This is a genomic window from Mesorhizobium sp. LSHC420B00, assembly GCF_000503055.1.
Lineage (GTDB): Bacteria > Pseudomonadota > Alphaproteobacteria > Rhizobiales > Rhizobiaceae > Mesorhizobium.
Genome location: NZ_AYVY01000002.1, coordinates 392314 through 412259, shown reverse-complemented (window position 1 = coordinate 412259; position 19946 = coordinate 392314). Strand labels below are relative to the sequence as shown.

Genomic DNA, 19946 nt, shown 5'->3' with positions numbered 1-19946 from the left:
CGGGATTTCTTCGTGCCAATTCCAGGCGACAGGCACTATGGCGCGAAGATCGACCAGTTCATCATCTTCGCCAGTTTCTCCAGCGCGATCGAGCCCAGCCTGGAATTGCCATTGGCATTGAGGCCAGGCGACCACACCGCAAGCGAGGCGACGCCCGGCACGATCCCCAATATGCCGCCGCCAACGCCGCTCTTGCCGGGAATGCCGACACGGAAAGCGAAGTCGCCGGAGCCGTCATAATGGCCGCAGGTCAGCATCATCGCGCCGATGCGGCGGGCGCGCTCGGCCGAGACGACGGAATGCCCGGTCGCCGGATTGTTGCCGCCATTGGCGAGAAAGCGCCCGGCCAGGGCGAGTTGCCGGCAGCTCATGGCGATCGCGCAATGGTGGAAATAAACGCCCAGCGCCAGTTCCGGCGCATGATTGAGATTACCGAACGATTTCATGTAATTGGCAAGCGCGAAATTGCGAAAGCCGGTGGCACGTTCGGACGCCGCGACCTCGCGATCGATGATGATCGTGTCGTCATCGGCCAGGAACTGGATGAAGCGCAGGATCTCGCCGATCGCCTCGCGCGGCTGATGGCCGGCAAGCAGGATGTCTGAAACGACGATGGCGCCGGCATTGATGAACGGATTGCGCGGAATGCCGTTCTCGTGCTCGAGCTGGACGATCGAGTTGAACGGATTGCCCGACGGTTCGCGTCCGACCCGTTGCCATAGCGCGTCGCCGACATTGCCGAGCGCCAGCGTCAGCGTGAATACCTTTGAGATGCTCTGGATCGAAAATGCCTCGTCGGCGTCGCCCGCGGTCAGCACGCGGCCGTCATTGGTCACCGCGGCAATGCCGAATTTTTTCGGGTCGATCTTGCTCAGCTGCGGAATATAGCTGGCAACGTCGCCGCGATCGGCACGCTCCGCCATTTCGGCGGCAACCTCGCGCAGTGCCTGTTCAAGCTGGGGCGCCTGTTCAAGCTGGGGCGCCTGTCCAAGTTGGGGCGCCTGTCCGCGTTGCGGCGCCTGTTCAAGCTCCGGCATCGTCGTCCCCGCTACTTCAGCCAGCGTTCGATACGCGCCATCGCCTCGACCATGTCGTCGTGGCTGCCGGCGTAGGAAAAGCGCATCGTGCGATGGCCCTGCAGCGGATCGAAATCGCGGCCGGGCGTCGCCGCCACATGCGCCTCGGCAAGCATCCTGCGCGCAAACGCCATGCTGTCGTTGGTGTGCCGGGTGACGTCGCAGAAGGCGTAGAAGGCGCCGTCCATGGGCGCGGCAAGCGCAAAGCCGAGGTCCGGCAGGCGTTGCATCAAGAGCTCGCGGTTCCAGGCGTAACGCGCCTTCACCGCCTCCAGCTCTTCTGTCGCCTTGAACGCTTCGATCGCGGCAATCTGGGACAGTTCGGGCGGCGAGATGTAGAGGCTCTGGGCGATGCGCTCGATCGGCCGCACCAAATCCTGCGGCAGCACCATCCAGCCGATGCGCCAGCCGGTCATGCAATAATATTTCGAGAAGGAATTGATCACCGTCACGTCCGCGCCGAAAGACAGCGCCGTCGTGTCGGGCGCCGCATAGGCCAGCCGGTGGTAGATCTCGTCTGAGATCACGGCGATGCCAAGCTCGCGCGCCGTCTCGACCAGCGCCTCGAGATCGCCGGCGGGAATGACCGCGCCGGTCGGATTGGCCGGGCTGGCGAACAGCACGCCTTTCAGCGGTTTTTCGCGGTGCGCGGTTTTCAGGTGCTCGGCATGAAGATAGGCGGCGCCGCCGAGCTCGATCTCGGCGATGTCGATGCCGAGCGCAGCCATGATGTTGCGATAGGCCGGATAGCCCGGCGCGGCGATGGCGACGCGGTCGCCCGGATCGAACATCGCCAGGAAGGCAAGGTTGAAGGCAGCCGACGATCCGGTGGTAACGGCTACCCGCTCGGGCGGCACGTCAAGCCCGTAATGCTCGCCATAATGGGCCGCGATTGCCTTGCGCAGGCCGGCGAGGCCCAGCGCGTCGGTATAGCCGATGCGGCCTGCTTTCAAGGCGCTCGCCGCCGCTTCGCGAACCCCGGCCGGTGCCGGGTCGGACGGCTGGCCGACTGCCATGGAAACGACCGGCACGCCCTTGGCCTTCAGCCGATTCGCCTCGGCCAGGATGTCCATGGCGTGGAACGGCTCGACGGCGCCGCGGCGCGAAAGCGAAACAACCATTTTTCAATCCACCACACTTGTCCGCACGTGCCGGCCATGCAGGCCGCGCCGCACAAATGCCCGATTGATGTGGGGATCACAAGTTCGGTAAGTTTTAAGGTGCCGACTTTTCATCCTTCGCCCGCTCGTCTACCAGTGGACCTGCCATGTTAAGCCGACCCAGATCGACGATCGCCAGGACAGGGCGCGCCTTCGCGACGCTTTCGCTTGCCGCGGTGCTAGCCACGGCTGGCTCGGTCAACGCGTTTGCGCAGAATGTGCCGGTGGTGCGCGATGCCGAGATCGAGGCGCTGGTGCGGGATTACGCACGGCCGATCTTCAAAGCGGCCGGCTTATCGGGCGACGCCATCAACATCGTGCTGGTCAACGACCAGAGCTTCAACGCCTTTGTTGCTGGCCGCCGCATGTTCATCAACACCGGCGCGCTGATGACAGCCGAAACGCCCAACGAGATCATCGGGGTCATCGCCCACGAGGCCGGCCATATCGCCGGCGGACACCAGCAAAAGTTGCGCGAACAGCTCGAGCGCGCCAAGACGATGGCAATCCTGGCGACGCTGCTTGGCGCCGGCGCCATGGTGGCCGGCGCCACCAGCAATAGCCGCGGCCTCGCTGGGGCCGGCATGGGCGTGATGGCCGGCGGCGGCGAGATGGCGCAACGCAGTATCCTCGCCTATCAGCGCACCGAAGAGATGACCGCCGACCGCTCGGCAATCGCTTATCTCAATGCTACCGGCCAGTCCGGCATGGGCATGCTGAAGACGTTCAGCCGTTTCCAGAACGCATTGTCGCTCTCGGGCGCCCAAGTCGATCCCTACAAGATCAGCCATCCGATGCCGCAGGAGCGTATCGCCAATCTCGAAGTGCTGGTGAAGCAGAGCCCTTACGTCGACAAGGTCGACCCGCCGGCACTGCAGCAGCGCCACGACATGATGCGCATCAAGATCGCCGCTTATATGCAAGGACAGGCCGCGGCGTCGCGATTGATGCGCAAGAACCCCGGCAGCCTCGCCTCGCGCTATGGCGACGCGCAGATGACCTATCTCTTCGGCAATCTGGCCTCTGCGCTCACCAAGACCAACGCACTGATCAAGGAACAGCCGAAAAATCCCTATTTCCAGGAATTGCGCGGCGACGTCCTGATGAAGGCGAACCGGCCGAAGGATGCGGCGGACGCCTATGCCAGGTCGGTCAGCCTCGATCCGGCGCGGTCCGGGCTGCTGCCGGTCTCTTACGGCCAGGCGCTGATGGCTATCGGCACGCCGGATGCGCTGAAGAAGGCGGTGGCGCAGATCAACACGGGCCTCGGGCGGGATCGCGAAAACGCCGCCGGATACCGCTATCTGGCACAGGCCTATGGCGAACTCGGCAACATCCCGGCGGCCGAGCTTGCAACCGCCGAAGGGCATTTCTATTCCGGCGACTACAAGAATGCGAAGATCTTCGCCATGCGGGCGCAGCAGAGCATGAAGCGGGGCGAGCCGGGCTGGCTTCGCGCGCAGGACATTATAAACTACGCACCATCAGGTAAGAAGAAGTGAACCTTTCGGACGCACGCTGCGACACAGCCGAACCGAGCGGACCCGAACACAGGCTAGAGGATCGAGGATCATGACCAAGGCAATTCTGCTGGGCACTACCGGAGTGGCAGCCGCCCTCGCCATGCTGGCGTTCGGCTTCGTCGCCGGAAGTCCGCAGACGGCGAAGGCCGGCACGGCGCAGCTTGTCCAGACGGCGTCCTCGGAAACCAAGCTCGACCGCACCGAAGTCGAAGGCATCGTCCGCGACTATCTGCTGAAGAACCCGGAAGTGCTTCTGGAAGCCCAGCAGGCGCTCGAGGCCAAGCAGAAGGAAGAACAGCGCGTCGCCAGTCTCGGCGTCATCAAAGACGCCAAGGACCAGATTTTCAACTCCGCCTTCGACGGCGTTGTCGGCAATCCGAACGGCAAGGTCACCATCGTCGAGTTCTACGATTACAATTGCGGTTACTGCAAACGCGCCATCGATGACATGCGCGCGCTGACCAAGGCCGATCCGGACCTGCGTTTCGTGCTCAAGGAATTCCCGATCCTCGGCCCTGATTCGCAGAAGGCGAGCGTCGTTTCGATGGCCTTCCACTTGATGAAGCCGGAGAAATACGGCGAATTCCACAACGCGCTGCTCGGCGGCCAGGGACGCGCCACCGAGGCGGCGGCAATCAAGGTGGCGCTGTCGCTCGGCGCCGACGAGGCGGCGCTGCGCGAAAAGATGAAGGACCCGAGCATCACCGAGGCCTTCTCCAAAACATATGATCTTGCCACCAAGCTCGCCATCACCGGAACGCCGTCCTATGTCGTCGGCAACGAGGTTGTGTTCGGCGCGCTCGGCCAGGAAGTGCTGGCCGAAAAGATCGAGGCGGCGAAGGCCGCACTCTGATTAGCGTTCGGGTTTCGATCAGGCTGCGGGTTTCCGGCGCGGGCCGTTTTCCGGCTGTTGTGGACGGCGAAAGAACGCACTTGCGCTCTTTTCGCCAGCGTCTATGCCCATTATAGAGGGTCCGGCGCGCCGGCTTAGCCGCGCCGGGAAAGGTCGGCATTTTTTGAAAACGGTTTTCGTCCTGAACGGCCCCAATCTCAACGCGCTCGGCAAGCGCGAGCCGGGCATCTATGGCGGCAAGACGCTTGCGGCGATCGCCGACGACTGCAAGCAGGCGGGTGCCGCACTTGGGCTGGAGATCGATTTCCGCCAGTCGAACCATGAGGGCGACCTCGTCGACTGGATCCACGAGGCCGCCGACAAGGCCGCCGCAATCGTCATCAATCCAGGCGCCTACGGCCATACCTCGATCGCCATTCACGATGCCATCCGCGCTGTCGCGCCGCTGCCGGTCGCTGAGGTGCATCTCTCCAACATCCACGCGCGGGAACCATTCCGCCACGTCTCCATGGTCGCGCCGGTCGCCGTCGGCATGATCTGCGGGTTCGGGCCGCTCGGCTACACGCTGGCGCTGCAGGCGCTGGCTGCACGCCTATGACCGGCCAACAAACAGAAGGCTCGAAAATGTCGATAAAGAAGAACGGTGTTGACCAGCAGCTGATCCGCGACCTGGCGGGCATACTGAACGACACCAACCTCACTGAGATCGAGGTCGAGCTGGGCGATCTGAAGGTGCGCGTCTCGCGGCAGGCGCCGGCCGTCCATGCGATCGCCGCAGCGCCGCCAGCCTATGCCCCGGCAGCAGCGCAGCCTGCGGCAGCGGCCGCGCCGGCGACGCCCGACGTGTCGAAGAACGCCGTCGCCTCGCCAATGGTCGGCACCGCCTATCTGGCACCGTCGCCCGACGCCAAGCCGTTCATCGAAATCGGCCAGAAGGTCAAGGAAGGCCAGACGCTGCTGATCATCGAGGCGATGAAGACGATGAACCAGATCCCCTCGCCGCGCGCCGGCATGGTGACAGCGATCCTGTTCGAAGATGCGCAGCCGGTCGAATACGGCATGCCGCTCGTCGTGATCGAGTAGAGCCGGGAACAGGCGAAAGATGTTCCAGAAAATCCTCATCGCCAATCGCGGCGAAATTGCCCTCAGGGTGCTGCGCGCCTGCAAGGAGCTTGGCATCCAGACGGTGGTGGTGCATTCGACCGCCGACGCCGACGCCATGCATGTGCGTCTCGCCGACGAGAGCGTCTGCATCGGCCCGCCGCCGTCGCGCGACTCCTATCTCAACATCCACCAGATCGTCGCCGCCTGCGAGATCACCGGCGCCGACGCGGTGCATCCCGGCTACGGTTTTTTGTCGGAGAATGCCAAGTTCGCCGACATCCTCGCCGCTCACAACATCACCTTCATTGGCCCGACCGGCGACCATATCCGCATCATGGGCGACAAGATCGAGGCCAAGCGCACCGCAAAGCGCCTCGGCATTCCCGTGGTACCCGGCTCCGACGGCGCGGTCACCGAGGAAAAGGAGGCCAAGCGCATTGCCGCCGAGATCGGCTACCCCGTGATCATCAAGGCGTCGGCCGGCGGCGGCGGGCGCGGCATGAAAGTGGCGCATAGCCAGGCCGACCTCGAGGTGGCGCTGCAGACGGCACGCTCGGAGGCGGGCGCCGCCTTCGGCGACGACGCCGTCTATATCGAGAAGTATCTGCAGAAGCCGCGCCATATCGAAGTGCAGGTGTTCGGCGACGGCGCCGGGCGCGGCGTGCATTTCGGCGAGCGCGACTGTTCGCTGCAGCGCCGCCACCAGAAGGTCTGGGAAGAAGCGCCCTCGCCGGCGCTCAATGCCGAGGAGCGCGCACATATTGGCGGCGTCTGCGCCAAGGCGATCGCCGATCTCGGCTATTCCGGCGCCGGCACCATCGAATTCCTTTATGAGAACGGCGAGTTCTATTTCATCGAGATGAACACGCGCCTGCAGGTCGAACATCCGGTGACCGAGGCGATTACCGGCATCGACCTCGTGCACGAGCAGATCCGCGTCGCCTCGGGCGGCGGGCTTTCGGTGCGCCAGGAAGATATCCGCTTCCACGGCCATGCTATCGAATGCCGCATCAATGCCGAGGATCCGCGCACCTTCACCCCCTCGCCGGGCACCATCACCCACTTCCACACGCCAGGCGGCCTCGGCATCCGCGTCGATTCCGGCGTCTATTCCGGCTACAAGATCCCGCCCTACTACGACAGCCTGATCGGCAAGCTGATCGTGCACGGCCGCAACCGCGTCGAGTGCATGATGCGGCTGCGACGCGCGCTCGATGAATTCGTGGTCGACGGCATCAAGACCACGCTGCCGCTGTTTCGCGACCTCGTCGGCAACGCCGACATCGCCAATGGCGACTACGACATCCACTGGCTGGAAAAATATCTGGCCAAAGGCGAGTGACACAGGGGCGACGCGATGACCCGCCCCTACGCACCCGGCTATCGCATCCCGACCGACCTGTTGCTCAAAGCCTATGCCTCCGGCGTCTTCCCGATGGCCGAAAATGCCAATGACCCCGAGGTGTTCTGGGTGCGGCCGGAGACGCGCGGCATCATTCCGCTCGACGGTTTCCACATCCCGAAGAGCCTGAGGAAGACGATCCGCAAGGATCTGTTCGAATTCCGCATCGATTTCGATTTCGAGGCGACGATCGACGCCTGCGCCGAAAGACGCGAGGAACGGCGGTCGACCTGGATCAACGCACCAATCCGCGAAGCCTATGTCGAGCTGCATCGGATGGGCCATTGCCATTCGGTCGAGGCCTGGCACGACGACCGGCTGGTCGGCGGGCTCTACGGGGTGTCGCTCGGCCGGGTGTTCTTCGGCGAGAGCATGTTTGCCAGGGAGACCGACGCCTCGAAGGCCTGTCTGGTTCATCTGGTCGAGCGCCTGAAGGCGCGCGGCTTTGCGCTGCTCGATACGCAGTTCACGACCGAGCATCTCAAACGTTTCGGCGCAATCGACGTGCCACGTGGCAAGTACGAGAAGATGCTGGCCGAGGCGCTAAAGGGCGAGGCTGTGTTTTTTCCGTGATCTAGAACGGTTCATCGTTTCACGGAAACGCCGAACCGGTCTATTTTGTGTTTTGACGCAATTCCGCACGGAAAACCGTTCACACTTTTCCTGGAATTGCTCTACCGGCCGGTCAGCCCTTGGTCGCCGTCACCAGCGGTGTCTGTGCATGGAACATCATCTTCCAGCCATTGACGCGGTGGACATAGCCGGTACTGACCAGTGCTGCATAGGCTTCGCCATTTTGCCGGGTCGCACGCGCCTCGTAGGTCAGCATGACGATGTCGCTGCCGGGCTCGATGATGCCCTTGAGGTCGATGTCGAGCTCGCGCCAGCGCTTCGGCTCCGTCGCGGTTTTGGCCAGATCGGCGTTGCTCATCACCCGCGCCATCTGCGGGAAGGCCACCAGGCATTCGGTGTCGGCGTTGGCCTTGAAATAGTCGGCGTCGCCGGTCCAGAATCCCTTTTCGATGTCGAGAAGCTCGCTTTTGTTGGCCATCATCATGGCAACCTCCTCCCTAGAGAAGCCCCAACGCTCGGACAACAAGGCGGTTCCGCAAGACGCCGTATCCGCCGCGCTGACAGGTTCTAGTTGGTTTTGGGGGCAGCGGGTGCCGGCACGTCGGACTTCTGCTTGCAGCCCTTCAGCCAGATATCATAGACGGCGTGCTCGACGGCGTTGATCCCGGGGCTTTCGGCAAACATCCAGCCGGTGAAGATACGGCGGATTTTCCGGTCGAGCGTGATCTCGTCGACCTCGACGAACGAATCCGTCTTCGGCTCTTCGTTTTCCGGCCGCGAATAGCAGATGCGCGGCGTCACCTGCAAAGCGCCGAATTGCACCGTCTCGTCGATATAGACGTCGAAGGTGATGATCCGGCCGGTGATCTTGTCGATGCCGGCGAATTCAGCGACGGGATTGGTGATGCGCTCGGATACTGCGGGTGCTGCGGGTGCCACCGACGCGTCCGGCGCAGGCGGTGCCAACTCCTGCGCAGCAGCAAGCGCCACCATAGAAGCGAGAACGACCGCGGTTGATCCGCCCGTCAAAATTCGGCTGAACATGCTCATGCAAGGTCCGGTGGTTTGCGCCCGGGTGATTCTCTTAACGCCAAGGCTAGTTGCTGCTGTCGGATCAGCAAACAGCTAAACAGCAATTGTGGCGACAAAGGACCGCGCCCGTGGGGACGGTGCCTGTGGGAACCGCGCGCGTGTCGCGGCGATCGATCACAAACCGGGCGTCCAGGCGTCGTAGTCGCCCGTCACCTGCGGACGATGCTGGTTGGTCAGCACCGAGCCCTTCGGGCGATAGGCTGCGGGGCTGCCGGTGAGGTTCGGCACATGCGGCTTTTGCCAGTCGCGGGGCTTGTAGTCTTCCGTTGGCGGCGCAACGTCGACACGGTGATGGATCCAGCCATGCCAGCCGGGCGGAATCGCCGAGGCTTCCGAATAGTCGCGGTAGATGACCCAGCGGCGGGTGCGGCCTTCCGAATCGACGCCGCCCTCGTAGTAGACGTTGCCGACCTCGTCCTGCCCGACCATCTTGCCGTGCCGCCAGGTGTGGAAGCGCGTTCCCAGCGTCTGGCTGTTCCACCAGGTGAAAAACTGCAGAAGGAAAGTTTTCATCCAAATCCTCGTGGCAAGTCCTTGTAGCAAGTCCTCGCGGCGCCTGTTCCTGCTTATGGCGTCACGGCATTGCGAAGGCAAGGGTCTTGCCGCAACCGACGAGCAAATGGCTGGCGGGCAAACTATACGTTCATGCGATCCTCGCGTCCGCGCGAAGCAGATGAAATGGGTTGTTGGCAACCTTACGCAGCGTTATTCTAGGAATTGATGCTTCGTCGCCTCAAGGGCGGCAAATGAGAGGGGCTCATGTCATCGCTGGCGGGCACGGCCGGTCGCGCATTGCCGCAGGTCGTTGAGGCGATCTACGATTCGATTGCCGACGTCGGCCGCTGGCAAGCGACACTCGAGGCCATCTGCAGCCTGGCGGAAGGCCAGCTTGCCATGCTCGCCGTCATCGACACGATCAGCAGTTCCGCGCGGTTTTCGGTGTCTTGCGGCGATCCCGCAGTTCTTGAGCCGTTGAAGCATGACTACGGCTCGCAAGTGCCGTTCTATGCGGCGGTTCCCAAGATGGGGATCGACGTGCCGTTCACTGTCGATTCGATCTACGCCCTGCAAGGTCCGGATACGCGACAGAGATGGCTCGAAAGCCGCATCGTGCGCGAATGGGTGCAACCCAACCGGCTGGACGATTTCTTCTGGGTGGCGTTGATGAAGCGGCCGACCCGGATCGGCACGCTGATGGTGGTTACCGACAAGGACAGGCGCCAGATTTCCAGCGAGGACCTCGAGCTTGTCTGCCTGCTGGCGCCGCATGTGCGGCGCGCGGTGACCATCGGCGACCTGTTCGAGGCGGAGCGGCGCAAGGCCGAAATCTTCCGTTCCATCATCGAAAGCCTTGACCATCCCGTGCTGATCGTCGCCGAAGACATGACCATCATCTTCGCCAACCCGACAGCCGAAGCGCTGCTCGCCGAAAACATCTCGGTCGCTTGCGTGCGCGGACAGCTTTCCTTCACCTATGCCAACGCCAATGCCGCGATCGGCCGTGCCGTCCAGCTCGGCACGCGCGACGAATTCGCGCTCGGACCTTGCGGCATCAACATTCCGCTGGCCAAGACGGCCGTTCCGGCGGTGGCCCATGTCATGCCGCTGGCGCGGCGTGAAATCTCGGCGCGTATCTCGCAGCGCGCCGCCGCGGCGATCTTCATCGCCGCGGCCGGTTCGGCACCAATCCCGGCGCTGGACGCCATTGCGGCGCTGTTCGGACTGACCGCGGCAGAAAGGCGCGTCGCCGGTCACGTTGCCGCCGGCCTGACGCGAAAGGAAATCGCCGCAGCCGGCGGCGTCTCGGATGGCACCGTCAAGTCGCAGCTGGCAACGATCTTCGACAAGACCGGTACCGGCGATCAGCGCGAGCTCGAACTCTTGATGCGCGAATTGTCGCCGCCGTTGCGCTCCAGTTGATTTGCGCAGATCCCCCGGACCGGCCGTGGTCCAAAAGGCTCGGCCGGTAAGTTTTCCAAGCCTTTAAGAACATCATCCGCAAAATCTGCAAAACGAAACCGGCATCGTTGCAATTCGGCCAAAATCATGGTGCGGTCGTTCGCGGTCCAGAAACGCGGCACTATGCTCGGCTGGAAAGAAAATGGTTTCTGGCGCGGATCTCGATCTTTGATACCGACATCTACCGAGCGGCTGCTCCCCTACCTTTTCCTGCTTGGGCTGATCGTCATCGCGGTCGCTTTCCGGCCACTGCTGCCCGTCGACGAAACGCGATATCTCAGCGTCACCTGGGAAATGTATCTGAGCGGACAGATCTTCGTCCCGACGATGAATTTCGCGCCCTATCTGCAGAAGCCGCCGCTGCTGTTTTGGCTTATCGACCTTGTCTGGACCGTTTTCGGCGCCAGCCGGCCGGCGGCGATGCTGGTCATCTTCGCCGCCTCCTCACTCGTCATCTGGCTGACGACGGCTTTGGCAAGGACCCTGTTTCCCGGCCGCGACGACATCGCACGGCGCGTCCCCTGGCTGGTCGTCGGAAGCAGCGTGTTCGTCATCTATTCGACGCTGATCCTGTTCGACCTGTTGCTGACGGTCTTCGTGCTCGCCGCGCTGTTGTCGTTGATTGCCTTTGCCCGGAGCGGCGACCGCTGGCAGGCCGTTCTGGCCGGGTTGTTCATCGGCATGGGCGTGCTGACGAAAGGCCCGGTGGTGCTCATCCATATCGGCGCGCCCATCCTGTTCTACCCGTTCTGGCGCGACCGGCGGGCGGGACTGGCGACACCGAACTTCCTCGCTGGAGTGGGCCTGGCAGTGCTCGCCGCGCTAATTCCGGTGGCGATTTGGCTGGTGCCGGCGACCATCCTGACAAAGGGCAGTTTCGTCTATGATCTGGTCTGGAACCAATCGGCGGGGCGCGTCACCGGCAATTTGCGCAATTCGCACGGCCGGCCGTTCTATTTCTATCTGCTGCTGCTGCCGGTCATGTTCATACCGTGGATTTTTATACCTGAGGTATGGCGATTGAAGCTGCGCACGCGGATACGCAGCCTGATCGAGACGAAGTCGCCCGATCTGCGCGCCTTGCGCCTGCTGTCGTTCTCGTTCGTTGCCGTGTTGCTGGCATTCAGCGCGATATCCGGCAAGCAGCCCCACTATGTCGTGCCGATGTTGCCGTTCGTGACCATCCTATTCGGGTATTTCATGGCGGAGATCCCGCTCGCCAGGCTGAAAAGCTCGGCCGTCGTCATGCTTGTCATTTTCGGCATCGGCCACGCGGTGGCATCGGCAACCGCGTTCAAACGCTATGACCTGACGCCGCTCGCCAACTTCGTCGACGAGCGAAAGGATGCGGACTGGGCCGTGGCTTTCGACTATCAAGGCGAAGTCGGCTTCCTGGCCCGGTTGCAAAAGCCATTCGAAACCACCGACAAACCGGAAGAATGGCTTGGCTCGCATCCCAGCGGCTATGTCATCGACAAGGTTTCCAAGGATCCCGGCACCGCAGGGCAAATCGCGTTCCGGCTTCGCGTCGAACGCGGTTATCTCGTCGTGCTGAAGGGACAGCATTGACGATCGTCACCGGTACGCGAATTCATCTCCCGCGCGGGAGATGAAGGCGTTGCTGCTCCGTGGTTCCATCGCTCGATAGAACCGGGAGGTATTCATGCGCAAGCTCATCTCGACAACGCTTTTTGTCTTATCGCTCGCTGTGGCCGGCCTTGCTGCCGATCCGGCATGGAGCTTCAAATGTCAGTCGGGTACGATCGGGCAAGGCAGTTGCTCCTGCTCCGGACCGCCGACTGCACCGACATGCGGCATTCCAAAATGTGCAAGGGCGACCTGAACTGCGGTTCGGGCAAATGCTCCTGCACGGCCGCATTGGTAGTCGACCCAGGTCCGAAAACCCCCAAGCCCAAGGTCGTCGCGCCGAAGGCGACGACCAAAGGCGTCGTGAAGCAGTAGCCATCCAATCCGAAAGGACGGCGGCTCGACGTCGCTAGGCCCGCCCGATGTTTTCGCGGTTCATCCCCCGTGCGGGCGATGAACCGCCATCGGACAAATGCTGCTGTCTAGCCGGAGGGTGGTTTCCAACGACAGAGCGAGGATACCATGTTGAAAACCTGCACGATGCTGTTCTTCGGCCTGATGGCGGCCATCGCGGCCGCCCAGCCGCCGCCTTCGGGGCCGCCGGTTGCCAGTGCGGCACTTGCCCCATGCAACCCCACACAATCGAACAGGCCCTGCAAAGCCGAACTCGGCGTGTTCCTGATCACCAACACCGTCCGCAACCTGGCGCAGGCCAAGGTCGACGCCACCAACGCACAGCTAGCCGCCCAGGGACGATCATCGCGCGCATCGATCGAATCGCTGAAGCAATGGCGGCCGTCGCGCTTTGCGACGCAGATGCTGAACCAGCCGAACAGCTGGTTTGTCAAAGTTCCTTATATCCTCACCATCAAGGTCTCGATCCCGGTGACGTCCGACCGTCACATCGGCATTCCCATAGACGTCAACGTCTTCTGCAGCCGCTGGCAGACCGATTCCAGCCAGGTCATCATCCGCTCGCAACCCGGCCCGGCGAGCTTCGAAGGCGGCAACATCCTCGAAGATGTTTTCAACATCGGCAACTACATCGATGCTCAGGTACGCAGCTCGTTTTCGGCACCCCTGCCGGTGACGACGCCGGTTCCGATTTCGAAATGCTCGGCAATCGACGGGTCCGATGCCGGCACGCAAGCCACCGGCGACGATCTCATCTTCTGGACGGTGCCGCGACGCAACCTGATTGTGACGGACGCCATAGCCAAGCCGACGGTTGAAGTGACCTTCGACAGCCTCACACGCCTGGCAGCCCGCGACTTCCACAACAATGTGGTCTATGCGGAATCCGAGGCCATTAACCTCAACGTCTACGCCAATGAGGACGGCCTTCAGAAGGCGCTGACGATGCGCGAAGGCAACGTGGCTGCGCTGAACCTTCCCGCACTCAGGCTCGACGCGCGAAAATACGACTCGCTGGTCGTCATCGGCAATGTCGACCAGCCGCCGAACGATCCCAGAGACAGCGCCTTCGCGGTAGCGGCCAAGACTGCGGGATTCGGTGCCGGTTCCAAGATCATGCAGATCCCGAAGTGGTATTCGAGGCCTCCGGACCAGTTCAATCACAAGCCTACATGGATCAGAGTTCCGGGCTACGAGCTGCGCTATACGGTGCGCTATCTCAACAGCGGCGGGCTGGCCGTCGGCGGTGGAGCCAGTACGGTCCGGCCACCAAAAGTCGCTGTTCCGATAAAGAAGCTCATCAAGCCGAAAACGCCCTGACGCGGCCACTCGCGGATGACGGCGGCGGTTCGGACCGCCGCCGCCATCCCCCGCGCGGCAGATGCGGCAGCGCCTGCTTCATGGCCTGATCCTGCGGGAACAAACGCGCCGCTTCGCCACGAGCGAGCGGCGCCATCGATGGAGACAAACGATGCTGCACCTTCCCCACACCATGCCCGCCGCCCGGATCATTGCGGCAATCTCACTGCTTGCTTTCCCGAACTTCCTGCCGCCGGTCACGAGCCCGGCGAACGCGCTGCCGGTCAGCCAATCCTGCCGGATCACCACCTACTACAAGACGGCGGCGAAGGCGACGGAGGTTGGCGTGCGCTCGACGTGCCAGGGCGTCAAAAAATGGGGCGTCACCTCGAAATATTACGAGGTCGAAAAAATCGAAGCCGCTACGCCCCCGCACACGTCGGGCGGCGGCGGCAGCCTGCCGTGCGAGTTTCTCGCCGCCGGCTGCTCCAACCTGCCTGTGAAACGCAACTGAGCGTCAGGCGAACGAGCTAGCCGATCGCCTTCTCCAAAACCAGCGCCGGCAACCCTGTGGCGCCGCCGCAATCGGCCGTGTTGCCGGCGGGCAAGAACCCTCTCGAGCGGTAGAAGGCGATGGCCGGAGCATTTGCTTCCTCGACCTCGACGCGTAGCGTTCGGGCCTCCGGAAAGCTGGCCTCGATCTCGTCCAGCAGCGCCTGGCCGATGCCTTGCCTGTGCCAGGCCGGATGCACGTAAAGCTGGTTCAGCATGACGATCCTGGCATCCGTGGTGGCGGCGGCGAAAGCCATGCCGCCGATGCTTTTGCCGTCGTCGGCGACCAGGAACTCCGAGTTCGGCCGCGTCAGCCGTGCTTTGAGCGCGGCGATCGAATGCCATTCATCGGTGATTTCGGTAACCCGCGCCGCGCCGTAGATGGCGTCATAGGTGGCATGCCATGTCTCGATCAGCAATGCGCGCACCGCCGCCAGATCGCGCTCGCCGGCGGTGCGGACGAACATCCTACTCGATCCCGAGCTTGGCCTTGACCAGCTCGTTGACCGCCTGCGGATTGGCCTTGCCGCCGGTCGCCTTCATCACCTGGCCGACGAACCAGCCAGCCATGGTCGGCTTGGCACGCGCCTGCTCGACCTTGTCCGGGTTGGCCGCGATCACCTCGTCGACCGCCTTTTCGATGGCGCCGGTATCGGTGACCTGCTTCATGCCACGGCTTTCGACCAGCTGACGCGGATCGCCGCCCTCGTTCCAGACGATCTCGAACAGATCCTTGGCGATCTTACCGGAGATGGTGCCTTCCTTGATCAGGTCGATGACGGCACTAAGCTGGTCGGGCGAAACAGGAGCGTTTTCAATATCCTTGCCGGCCTTGTTCAAGGCCCCCAGGAGGTCGTTGATGACCCAGTTGGCGGCGAGCTTGCCGTCGCGCCCGGCCGCCACCTTCTCGAAATAATCGGCGACCGCCTTTTCCGATACCAGGATCGAGGCATCGTAGGTCGACAGGCCAAGCGACGAGATCAGCCGCGCCTTCTTGGCGTCGGGAAGTTCCGGCAGGTCCTTTGCCAACTCATCGACATAGGCCTGGTCGAATTCCAGCGGCAGAAGATCGGGATCCGGGAAATAGCGGTAGTCATGCGCTTCTTCCTTGGAGCGCATCGAGCGCGTCTCACCCTTGTTGGGGTCGAACAGCCGTGTTTCCTGCTCGATCCTGCCGCCGTCCTCGAGGATGGCGATCTGGCGGCGCGCTTCATAGTCGATGGCCTGGCCGATGAAACGGATCGAGTTGACGTTCTTGATCTCGCAGCGCGTGCCGAATTCGCCGCCGGGCCGGCGCACCGAGACGTTGACGTCGGCTCGCAACGAGCCTTCGTCCATATTGCCGTCGCAGGTGCCGAGATAGCGCACGATGGTGCGCAGCTTGGTGACATACGCTTTGGCTTCATCGGCGGAGCGCATATCCGGCTTGGAGACGATCTCCATCAGCGCCACGCCGGAGCGGTTGAGATCGACATAGGACATTGTCGCATGCTGGTCGTGCATCGACTTGCCCGCATCCTGCTCCAGGTGCAGACGCTCGATGCCGACCTCGATGTCCTCGAATTCGCCCTGCCGGTCCGGGCCGACCGAGACGATCACCTTGCCCTCGCCGACGATCGGCTGCTTGAACTGCGAGATCTGGTAGCCCTGCGGCAGATCGGGATAGAAATAGTTTTTCCTGTCGAAGACCGATTTGTGGTTGATCTCAGCCTTCAGGCCCAACCCGGTACGGATCGCCTGCTTGACGCATTCCTCGTTGATGACCGGCAGCATGCCGGGCATCGCCGCGTCGACCAGGCTGACATTGGCATTGGGCGCGGCGCCGAAAATGGTCGAGGCGCCGGAAAACAGCTTTGCCTGCGAGGTCACCTGCGCATGGACCTCGAGGCCGATGATGATCTCCCAGTCGCCGGTGGCGCCGGGAACCAGGCGCTTGGCGTCGGGCGTGCGGGTATCGATGAGGGTCATAGTGGCCTGCATAGTGGAATTGCGGATATGCGAGAACGCATATTTTGATGTGCAACTTCGCTAGTGCAAACCGCCAAGAGAGACAAGCGCAAAGCCGCGGGCGCCGACGCGGCACAGGCCCGCACCTGCCGCGATGGACTGCTATAGCAGCTTGAAAAAATTCAATGGCCGGCAACCCGGCCGCCCTCACCTATGCCGTGGCGATATAGGCCCTGATTTCCTCGGCCTCGCGCTCGACATCCTCGATGCGCCGCTTGACCACGTCGCCGATCGACACGATGCCGTCGAGCAGCCCGTTCTTTTCCACCGGCAGATGGCGGAAGCGGCCCTTGGTCATGATCTCCATGACCTCGTTGACGGTGTGGTTCTCATTGCAGATCTTCACCTTGGGCGTCATCGCCGAGCGGATGGCAAGGTCGAGCGCCGCCGCCCCCTCCTTGGCGAGAACCCGCACCACATCGCGCTCGGAAAGAATGCCGACGATCTTGTGATCGCCGTTGGTGATGACCAGCGCGCCGATCCTGTGTTCGGAAAGCATGCGGATGGCTTCGCTGAGCTTTTCGTTCGGCCCGAGCGTCACCACGTCGTGGCCTTTTGCCTCGAGAATTGCCTTAACAGTCATGACGTCCTCCTCTGCATTTCCTGCCGGCTCCTGCCTTGGCCGGCTTTCCCTAGTATGGTGCGCCGCGATCGGTTTCATTTCAAGTGCGGAGGTCTCAGGTGTCCGGCTCGTCCGCCTGTTGGAGCGCCTGCTCTCGCCGATCGAAGAACCGCAGGCCGAAGAAGCCGGCAAGAAAGCCGCCAATATGGGCTTCCCAGGCGATCTGGCCGTCAATGCCGGGCGCCAGGCCGAAGAGGCCGGTCGCCAGGTTGATCACCATCCACATGGCGAGAAAGGTGACGACGCCGCGCGAGCGCAGCACCGCCGCCATCGGCAAAGGCTGGCCGGCGAAGGCGGCCTTGCCCGACGAGCGGTCGATGCGGAAGCCATAGCGCGCCGCCGCACCCATCATGCCGGAAATCGCGCCGGAGGCGCCGACCAGCGGCGCTTCGCCAAGCGGATGCATGGCCCAGAACAGCGCCACCGCCGCCAGTCCGGTCGCGGCGAAGAACAGGCTGAAGCGCAACGCGCCGAAGCGGTTGGCCAGCGGTGAGCCGAAGGCCGCGAGCCACACCATGTTGATGGCAAGATGGGCAAAACCGCCATGCAGAAAGGCATAGGTAAAAGGGCTTGAAAACGCGAAGAAATCCAGGTCGAAGCGGCCGGAATAGCGGATCGGCACAAAGGCTGCCCGGACAAGCAGTTCGAAGTCCTGGTCGTCGGTCAGCCAATAGACCCGGATCAGATGGACGGCGACGCAGATGCCGATCACCGCCAGCACCACGGGCGGCAGGTTGAACACCGGTTCACGGCGTTGCTCCGGTTCGCGGGCGGCAGGCCCACTCTCGCCCTGCTCGATCTCCGGTGGGCTTTCTGGGTCGCTCATATGGCTTGCACTCAGTCGCTGGATTGGACTTCGCGAGCATGTAGATCACGGCCAACCGAATCACAAACGGCGAATCAGCAGCTCCGAATCAAAAAAGAAGCCGTCCAAGGTTTCCCTTGAACGGCTGGTCGAGCCCCCTTGCTCCCCCTGAACTCTTGACTGAAGTGCTGCCGATCGTCGCAAAACGACCGCTTCTGGAGTGGTTTTGGTGTGCCACAGGCCTGGCCGGCGCGCAACGTAAACCAGTTGTTAACCTTAACCGCCCCGACCCGTGAACAAGTATTAACGATGCTGGCACGCATCCTGCTCCGCAACGCATGTAGGTCTTCGGAGGGCGCCCTTCTGTTCACCGATGGGACATCAGAAGACAGAATGCGCGGAGCAGCATTAGCATGAACCAGACCGGATCGATCACGCTGTTCCATTATTGGAACCGATTGCGTGACGGACGCCCTGCCCCGAAGCGCTCGGAAGTCGAACCGGCCGACATCAAGTCGCTGCTGGCCGACACGTTCATCCTGGAAAAGGACACGCGCGGCGAAGCGGTGTTCCGGCTGGCCGGCACCAGGCTTTGCGCAGTCTATGGCCGTGAACTCAAGGGGTTTTCATTCCCTTCGCTGTGGCGCGAGAAGGACCAGCGGCTGATCTCGAAGCTGACCGATGGCGTCTTCGACCTGAAATCGGTGGTGCTCATCACCTATGAGGGTTTCAGCCGCAACGGCCGTTCCAACAGGTTCGAGCTGCTCGCACTGCCGCTCGACGGCGGTGTCGAGAGTCCGCGTTGCCTCGGCGTGATAAGCGCCGTTGAAAAGCCCTTCTGGCTGGGCGCCGACCCGGTTCTCGACGCGTTGATCGATTCGATCCGTGTCGTCGATCCCGACAAGGAGCCGATGTTCCTGAAGAACCGCCCGGCGATCGAAGTTCCCTCGCTCGCCCCATCGGAATTCGACCCGCCCGAGACGATTTCGGCGCTCGGCCAGGCCCGTCGCATCCGTCACCTGGTCGTCTTCGACGGCGGACGCGAAGAATGATGCCAAAGCTTAAAGCAACAGTGCCGGGCTTTCCCCTTTGTTAACCTGCTTTGTTGTAGTTTTCCGCTGAAATTCCCCGCATCCATGCGCGGAATGCCGAACGGGGTATGGCAGTCATGAGGTCAGCGGCGGTCGACCATGCGCCGTCCCAAGCTGAAAGGCGTAACTTTCAGCGCGTCCGCGTGAAGATTTACGGACGTTTCATGCTGGAAGACCGCACCGAACATCCCTGCCAGGTGGTCGACATGTCGCCCGGCAACGTCGCACTGCGCACCGAGCGCGCCGGCCTGCCGGGTGAAAAGGTCATTGCCTACATCGATCACATCGGCCGCATCGAAGGCGTCATCACCCGCACTTTGCAGGATGGCTTTGCGATGACCGTCATCGCGTCGGACCGCAAGAGGGACAAGCTCGCCGCGCAACTGACCTGGCTTGCCAATAAGCACGAGCTCGACCTGCCGGAAGACCGCCGCCATGAACGCGTGGCACCGCGCAACCCGACGAGCGTGCTGCAACTTGCTGACGGACGGCAGTACCAGTGCCGCATCATCGATCTGTCGCTGTCGGGTGCCGCGATCGAGATCGACGTCAAGCCGGCCATCGGCGTCCAGGTGACGCTGGGCACCATGCGCGGCCAGGTTGTTCGCCATTTCGAAGATGGCGTCGCCATCGAGTTCGCCGTCGTCCAGCGGCCGGAAACGCTCGACACCGAATTCAGCTCGCCGCGCGGCTGACGCGGAAGTTTTAGCACCATCGCGAAGGATTGCCATCCTAGCAGTTCGAACGGTGCGACGAAGCATGGGAATACACCCGGCTAGAATCCTTAAATAATTCTATACTCAATTTCATCAAATTTTATGTTTATT

General features: G+C 62.5%; 22 protein-coding genes. 13 read left to right on the top strand and 9 right to left on the bottom strand.

Features of this window, described 5'->3' with window-relative positions; translation table 11 throughout:
• Positions 1-35: 35 nt before the first annotated feature.
• Together X760_RS45875 and X760_RS45870 are read right to left on the bottom strand one after the other, a co-directional pair.
• Positions 36-1037 (bottom strand): glutaminase, encoded by a 1002-nt coding sequence (locus X760_RS45875; RefSeq protein ID WP_084642445.1) that lies wholly within the window; start codon positions 1035-1037, stop codon positions 36-38.
• A gap of 11 nt (positions 1038-1048) precedes the next feature.
• Positions 1049-2197 (bottom strand): aminotransferase class I/II-fold pyridoxal phosphate-dependent enzyme, encoded by a 1149-nt coding sequence (locus X760_RS45870; RefSeq protein WP_023717481.1) that lies wholly within the window; start codon positions 2195-2197, stop codon positions 1049-1051.
• Positions 2198-2343: 146 nt separating this feature from the next.
• Between X760_RS45870 and X760_RS45865 the strand changes: the two genes are divergently transcribed.
• The 6 genes from X760_RS45865 (at position 2344) to aat (ending at position 7691) form a co-directional block, all read left to right on the top strand.
• On the top strand, positions 2344-3738 hold the full coding sequence (locus X760_RS45865) for a M48 family metalloprotease (RefSeq protein WP_023717480.1): 1395 nt from the start codon (positions 2344-2346) through the stop codon (positions 3736-3738).
• Between the two features lie 70 nt (positions 3739-3808).
• Positions 3809-4612: a DsbA family protein gene (locus tag X760_RS45860; protein ID WP_023717479.1), complete on the top strand. Its 804-nt coding sequence runs from the start codon at positions 3809-3811 to the stop codon at positions 4610-4612.
• 163 nt (positions 4613-4775) lie between these two features.
• Complete coding sequence (aroQ, locus tag X760_RS45855; RefSeq protein ID WP_023717478.1) at positions 4776-5210, top strand: type II 3-dehydroquinate dehydratase; 435 nt, start codon at positions 4776-4778, stop codon at positions 5208-5210.
• Positions 5211-5236: 26 nt separating this feature from the next.
• Positions 5237-5695: an acetyl-CoA carboxylase biotin carboxyl carrier protein gene (accB, locus tag X760_RS45850; RefSeq protein ID WP_023717477.1), complete on the top strand. Its 459-nt coding sequence runs from the start codon at positions 5237-5239 to the stop codon at positions 5693-5695.
• Positions 5696-5714: 19 nt separating this feature from the next.
• Positions 5715-7058, top strand: a complete 1344-nt coding sequence (gene accC / locus X760_RS45845; RefSeq protein WP_023717476.1) for an acetyl-CoA carboxylase biotin carboxylase subunit — start codon at positions 5715-5717, stop codon at positions 7056-7058.
• Positions 7059-7073: 15 nt separating this feature from the next.
• The gene (gene aat / locus X760_RS45840; protein WP_023717475.1) at positions 7074-7691 is read left to right on the top strand and encodes a leucyl/phenylalanyl-tRNA--protein transferase; all 618 of its coding nucleotides are present in this window, start codon (positions 7074-7076) and stop codon (positions 7689-7691) included.
• A 112-nt stretch (positions 7692-7803) separates the two neighbouring features.
• On the opposite strand, the gene X760_RS45835 is transcribed toward aat, so the two are convergent.
• The 3 genes from X760_RS45835 to X760_RS45825 all read right to left on the bottom strand — a co-directional run bounded on the left by X760_RS45835 (position 7804) and on the right by X760_RS45825 (position 9296).
• Positions 7804-8172, bottom strand: coding sequence for a hypothetical protein (locus tag X760_RS45835; protein ID WP_023717474.1), 369 nt, complete (start codon positions 8170-8172; stop codon positions 7804-7806).
• Positions 8173-8258: 86 nt separating this feature from the next.
• Entirely contained in the window at positions 8259-8741 is a 483-nt protein-coding gene (locus tag X760_RS45830; RefSeq protein WP_023717473.1) for a DUF2155 domain-containing protein, read from the bottom strand.
• Positions 8742-8897: 156 nt separating this feature from the next.
• Positions 8898-9296 (bottom strand): NADH:ubiquinone oxidoreductase subunit NDUFA12, encoded by a 399-nt coding sequence (locus X760_RS45825; RefSeq protein ID WP_023717472.1) that lies wholly within the window; start codon positions 9294-9296, stop codon positions 8898-8900.
• 246 nt (positions 9297-9542) lie between these two features.
• On the opposite strand from X760_RS45825, the gene X760_RS45820 reads away from it, so the two are divergent.
• The 5 genes from X760_RS45820 (at position 9543) to X760_RS45800 (ending at position 14556) form a co-directional block, all read left to right on the top strand.
• A complete protein-coding gene (locus tag X760_RS45820; RefSeq protein WP_023717471.1) occupies positions 9543-10703 on the top strand; it encodes a helix-turn-helix transcriptional regulator in 1161 nt (386 codons plus the stop codon).
• Between the two features lie 207 nt (positions 10704-10910).
• A complete protein-coding gene (locus X760_RS45815; protein WP_198030459.1) occupies positions 10911-12311 on the top strand; it encodes a glycosyltransferase family 39 protein in 1401 nt (466 codons plus the stop codon).
• 177 nt (positions 12312-12488) lie between these two features.
• A complete protein-coding gene (locus tag X760_RS45810; RefSeq protein WP_156948020.1) occupies positions 12489-12704 on the top strand; it encodes a hypothetical protein in 216 nt (71 codons plus the stop codon).
• A gap of 147 nt (positions 12705-12851) precedes the next feature.
• On the top strand, positions 12852-14063 hold the full coding sequence (locus X760_RS45805; RefSeq protein ID WP_023717468.1) for a hypothetical protein: 1212 nt from the start codon (positions 12852-12854) through the stop codon (positions 14061-14063).
• Between the two features lie 61 nt (positions 14064-14124).
• Complete coding sequence (locus X760_RS45800; RefSeq protein ID WP_023717467.1) at positions 14125-14556, top strand: hypothetical protein; 432 nt, start codon at positions 14125-14127, stop codon at positions 14554-14556.
• Between the two features lie 16 nt (positions 14557-14572).
• Here the strand turns inward: X760_RS45800 and X760_RS45795 are convergent, their stop codons facing one another.
• From X760_RS45795 to X760_RS45780, 4 genes are all read right to left on the bottom strand, one after another.
• Entirely contained in the window at positions 14573-15061 is a 489-nt protein-coding gene (locus tag X760_RS45795; protein WP_023717466.1) for a GNAT family N-acetyltransferase, read from the bottom strand.
• 1 nt (position 15062) lies between these two features.
• Positions 15063-16562 carry an Asp-tRNA(Asn)/Glu-tRNA(Gln) amidotransferase subunit GatB gene (gatB, locus tag X760_RS45790; RefSeq protein ID WP_023717465.1) on the bottom strand — a complete coding sequence of 500 codons (1500 nt, stop codon included), beginning with the start codon at positions 16560-16562 and terminating at the stop codon, positions 15063-15065.
• A gap of 190 nt (positions 16563-16752) precedes the next feature.
• Complete coding sequence (locus X760_RS45785) at positions 16753-17184, bottom strand: CBS domain-containing protein (RefSeq protein WP_023717464.1); 432 nt, start codon at positions 17182-17184, stop codon at positions 16753-16755.
• A 94-nt stretch (positions 17185-17278) separates the two neighbouring features.
• A complete protein-coding gene (locus X760_RS45780) occupies positions 17279-18049 on the bottom strand; it encodes a rhomboid family intramembrane serine protease (protein WP_023717463.1) in 771 nt (256 codons plus the stop codon).
• Positions 18050-18441: 392 nt separating this feature from the next.
• On the opposite strand from X760_RS45780, the gene X760_RS45775 reads away from it, so the two are divergent.
• On the top strand, positions 18442-19080 hold the full coding sequence (locus X760_RS45775; protein ID WP_023717462.1) for a PAS domain-containing protein: 639 nt from the start codon (positions 18442-18444) through the stop codon (positions 19078-19080).
• Between the two features lie 116 nt (positions 19081-19196).
• Positions 19197-19814 carry a PilZ domain-containing protein gene (locus X760_RS45770; RefSeq protein ID WP_023717461.1) on the top strand — a complete coding sequence of 206 codons (618 nt, stop codon included), beginning with the start codon at positions 19197-19199 and terminating at the stop codon, positions 19812-19814.
• The last annotated feature ends 132 nt before the right edge of the window (positions 19815-19946 follow it).

Excerpts from the sequence above, each read along its gene's own strand:
- accB (WP_023717477.1), top strand. The coding sequence starts at position 5,237 with ATGTCGATAAAGAAGAACGGTGTTGACCAGCAGCTGATCCGCGACCTG.
- X760_RS45795 (WP_023717466.1), bottom strand. The coding sequence starts at position 15,061 with ATGTTCGTCCGCACCGCCGGCGAGCGCGATCTGGCGGCGGTGCGCGCA.
- X760_RS45870 (WP_023717481.1), bottom strand. The coding sequence starts at position 2,197 with ATGGTTGTTTCGCTTTCGCGCCGCGGCGCCGTCGAGCCGTTCCACGCC.
- X760_RS45865 (WP_023717480.1), top strand. The coding sequence starts at position 2,344 with ATGTTAAGCCGACCCAGATCGACGATCGCCAGGACAGGGCGCGCCTTC.
- X760_RS45770 (WP_023717461.1), top strand. The coding sequence starts at position 19,197 with ATGAGGTCAGCGGCGGTCGACCATGCGCCGTCCCAAGCTGAAAGGCGT.
- X760_RS45830 (WP_023717473.1), bottom strand. The coding sequence starts at position 8,741 with ATGAGCATGTTCAGCCGAATTTTGACGGGCGGATCAACCGCGGTCGTT.
- X760_RS45785 (WP_023717464.1), bottom strand. The coding sequence starts at position 17,184 with ATGACTGTTAAGGCAATTCTCGAGGCAAAAGGCCACGACGTGGTGACG.
- gatB (WP_023717465.1), bottom strand. The coding sequence starts at position 16,562 with ATGACCCTCATCGATACCCGCACGCCCGACGCCAAGCGCCTGGTTCCC.
- accC (WP_023717476.1), top strand. The coding sequence starts at position 5,715 with ATGTTCCAGAAAATCCTCATCGCCAATCGCGGCGAAATTGCCCTCAGG.
- X760_RS45810 (WP_156948020.1), top strand. The coding sequence starts at position 12,489 with ATGTCAGTCGGGTACGATCGGGCAAGGCAGTTGCTCCTGCTCCGGACC.
- X760_RS45860 (WP_023717479.1), top strand. The coding sequence starts at position 3,809 with ATGACCAAGGCAATTCTGCTGGGCACTACCGGAGTGGCAGCCGCCCTC.
- X760_RS45775 (WP_023717462.1), top strand. The coding sequence starts at position 18,442 with ATGAACCAGACCGGATCGATCACGCTGTTCCATTATTGGAACCGATTG.
- X760_RS45780 (WP_023717463.1), bottom strand. The coding sequence starts at position 18,049 with ATGAGCGACCCAGAAAGCCCACCGGAGATCGAGCAGGGCGAGAGTGGG.
- X760_RS45805 (WP_023717468.1), top strand. The coding sequence starts at position 12,852 with ATGTTGAAAACCTGCACGATGCTGTTCTTCGGCCTGATGGCGGCCATC.
- X760_RS45835 (WP_023717474.1), bottom strand. The coding sequence starts at position 8,172 with ATGATGGCCAACAAAAGCGAGCTTCTCGACATCGAAAAGGGATTCTGG.
- aat (WP_023717475.1), top strand. The coding sequence starts at position 7,074 with ATGACCCGCCCCTACGCACCCGGCTATCGCATCCCGACCGACCTGTTG.
- X760_RS45800 (WP_023717467.1), top strand. The coding sequence starts at position 14,125 with ATGCGGCAGCGCCTGCTTCATGGCCTGATCCTGCGGGAACAAACGCGC.
- X760_RS45825 (WP_023717472.1), bottom strand. The coding sequence starts at position 9,296 with ATGAAAACTTTCCTTCTGCAGTTTTTCACCTGGTGGAACAGCCAGACG.
- X760_RS45820 (WP_023717471.1), top strand. The coding sequence starts at position 9,543 with ATGTCATCGCTGGCGGGCACGGCCGGTCGCGCATTGCCGCAGGTCGTT.
- X760_RS45875 (WP_084642445.1), bottom strand. The coding sequence starts at position 1,037 with ATGCCGGAGCTTGAACAGGCGCCGCAACGCGGACAGGCGCCCCAACTT.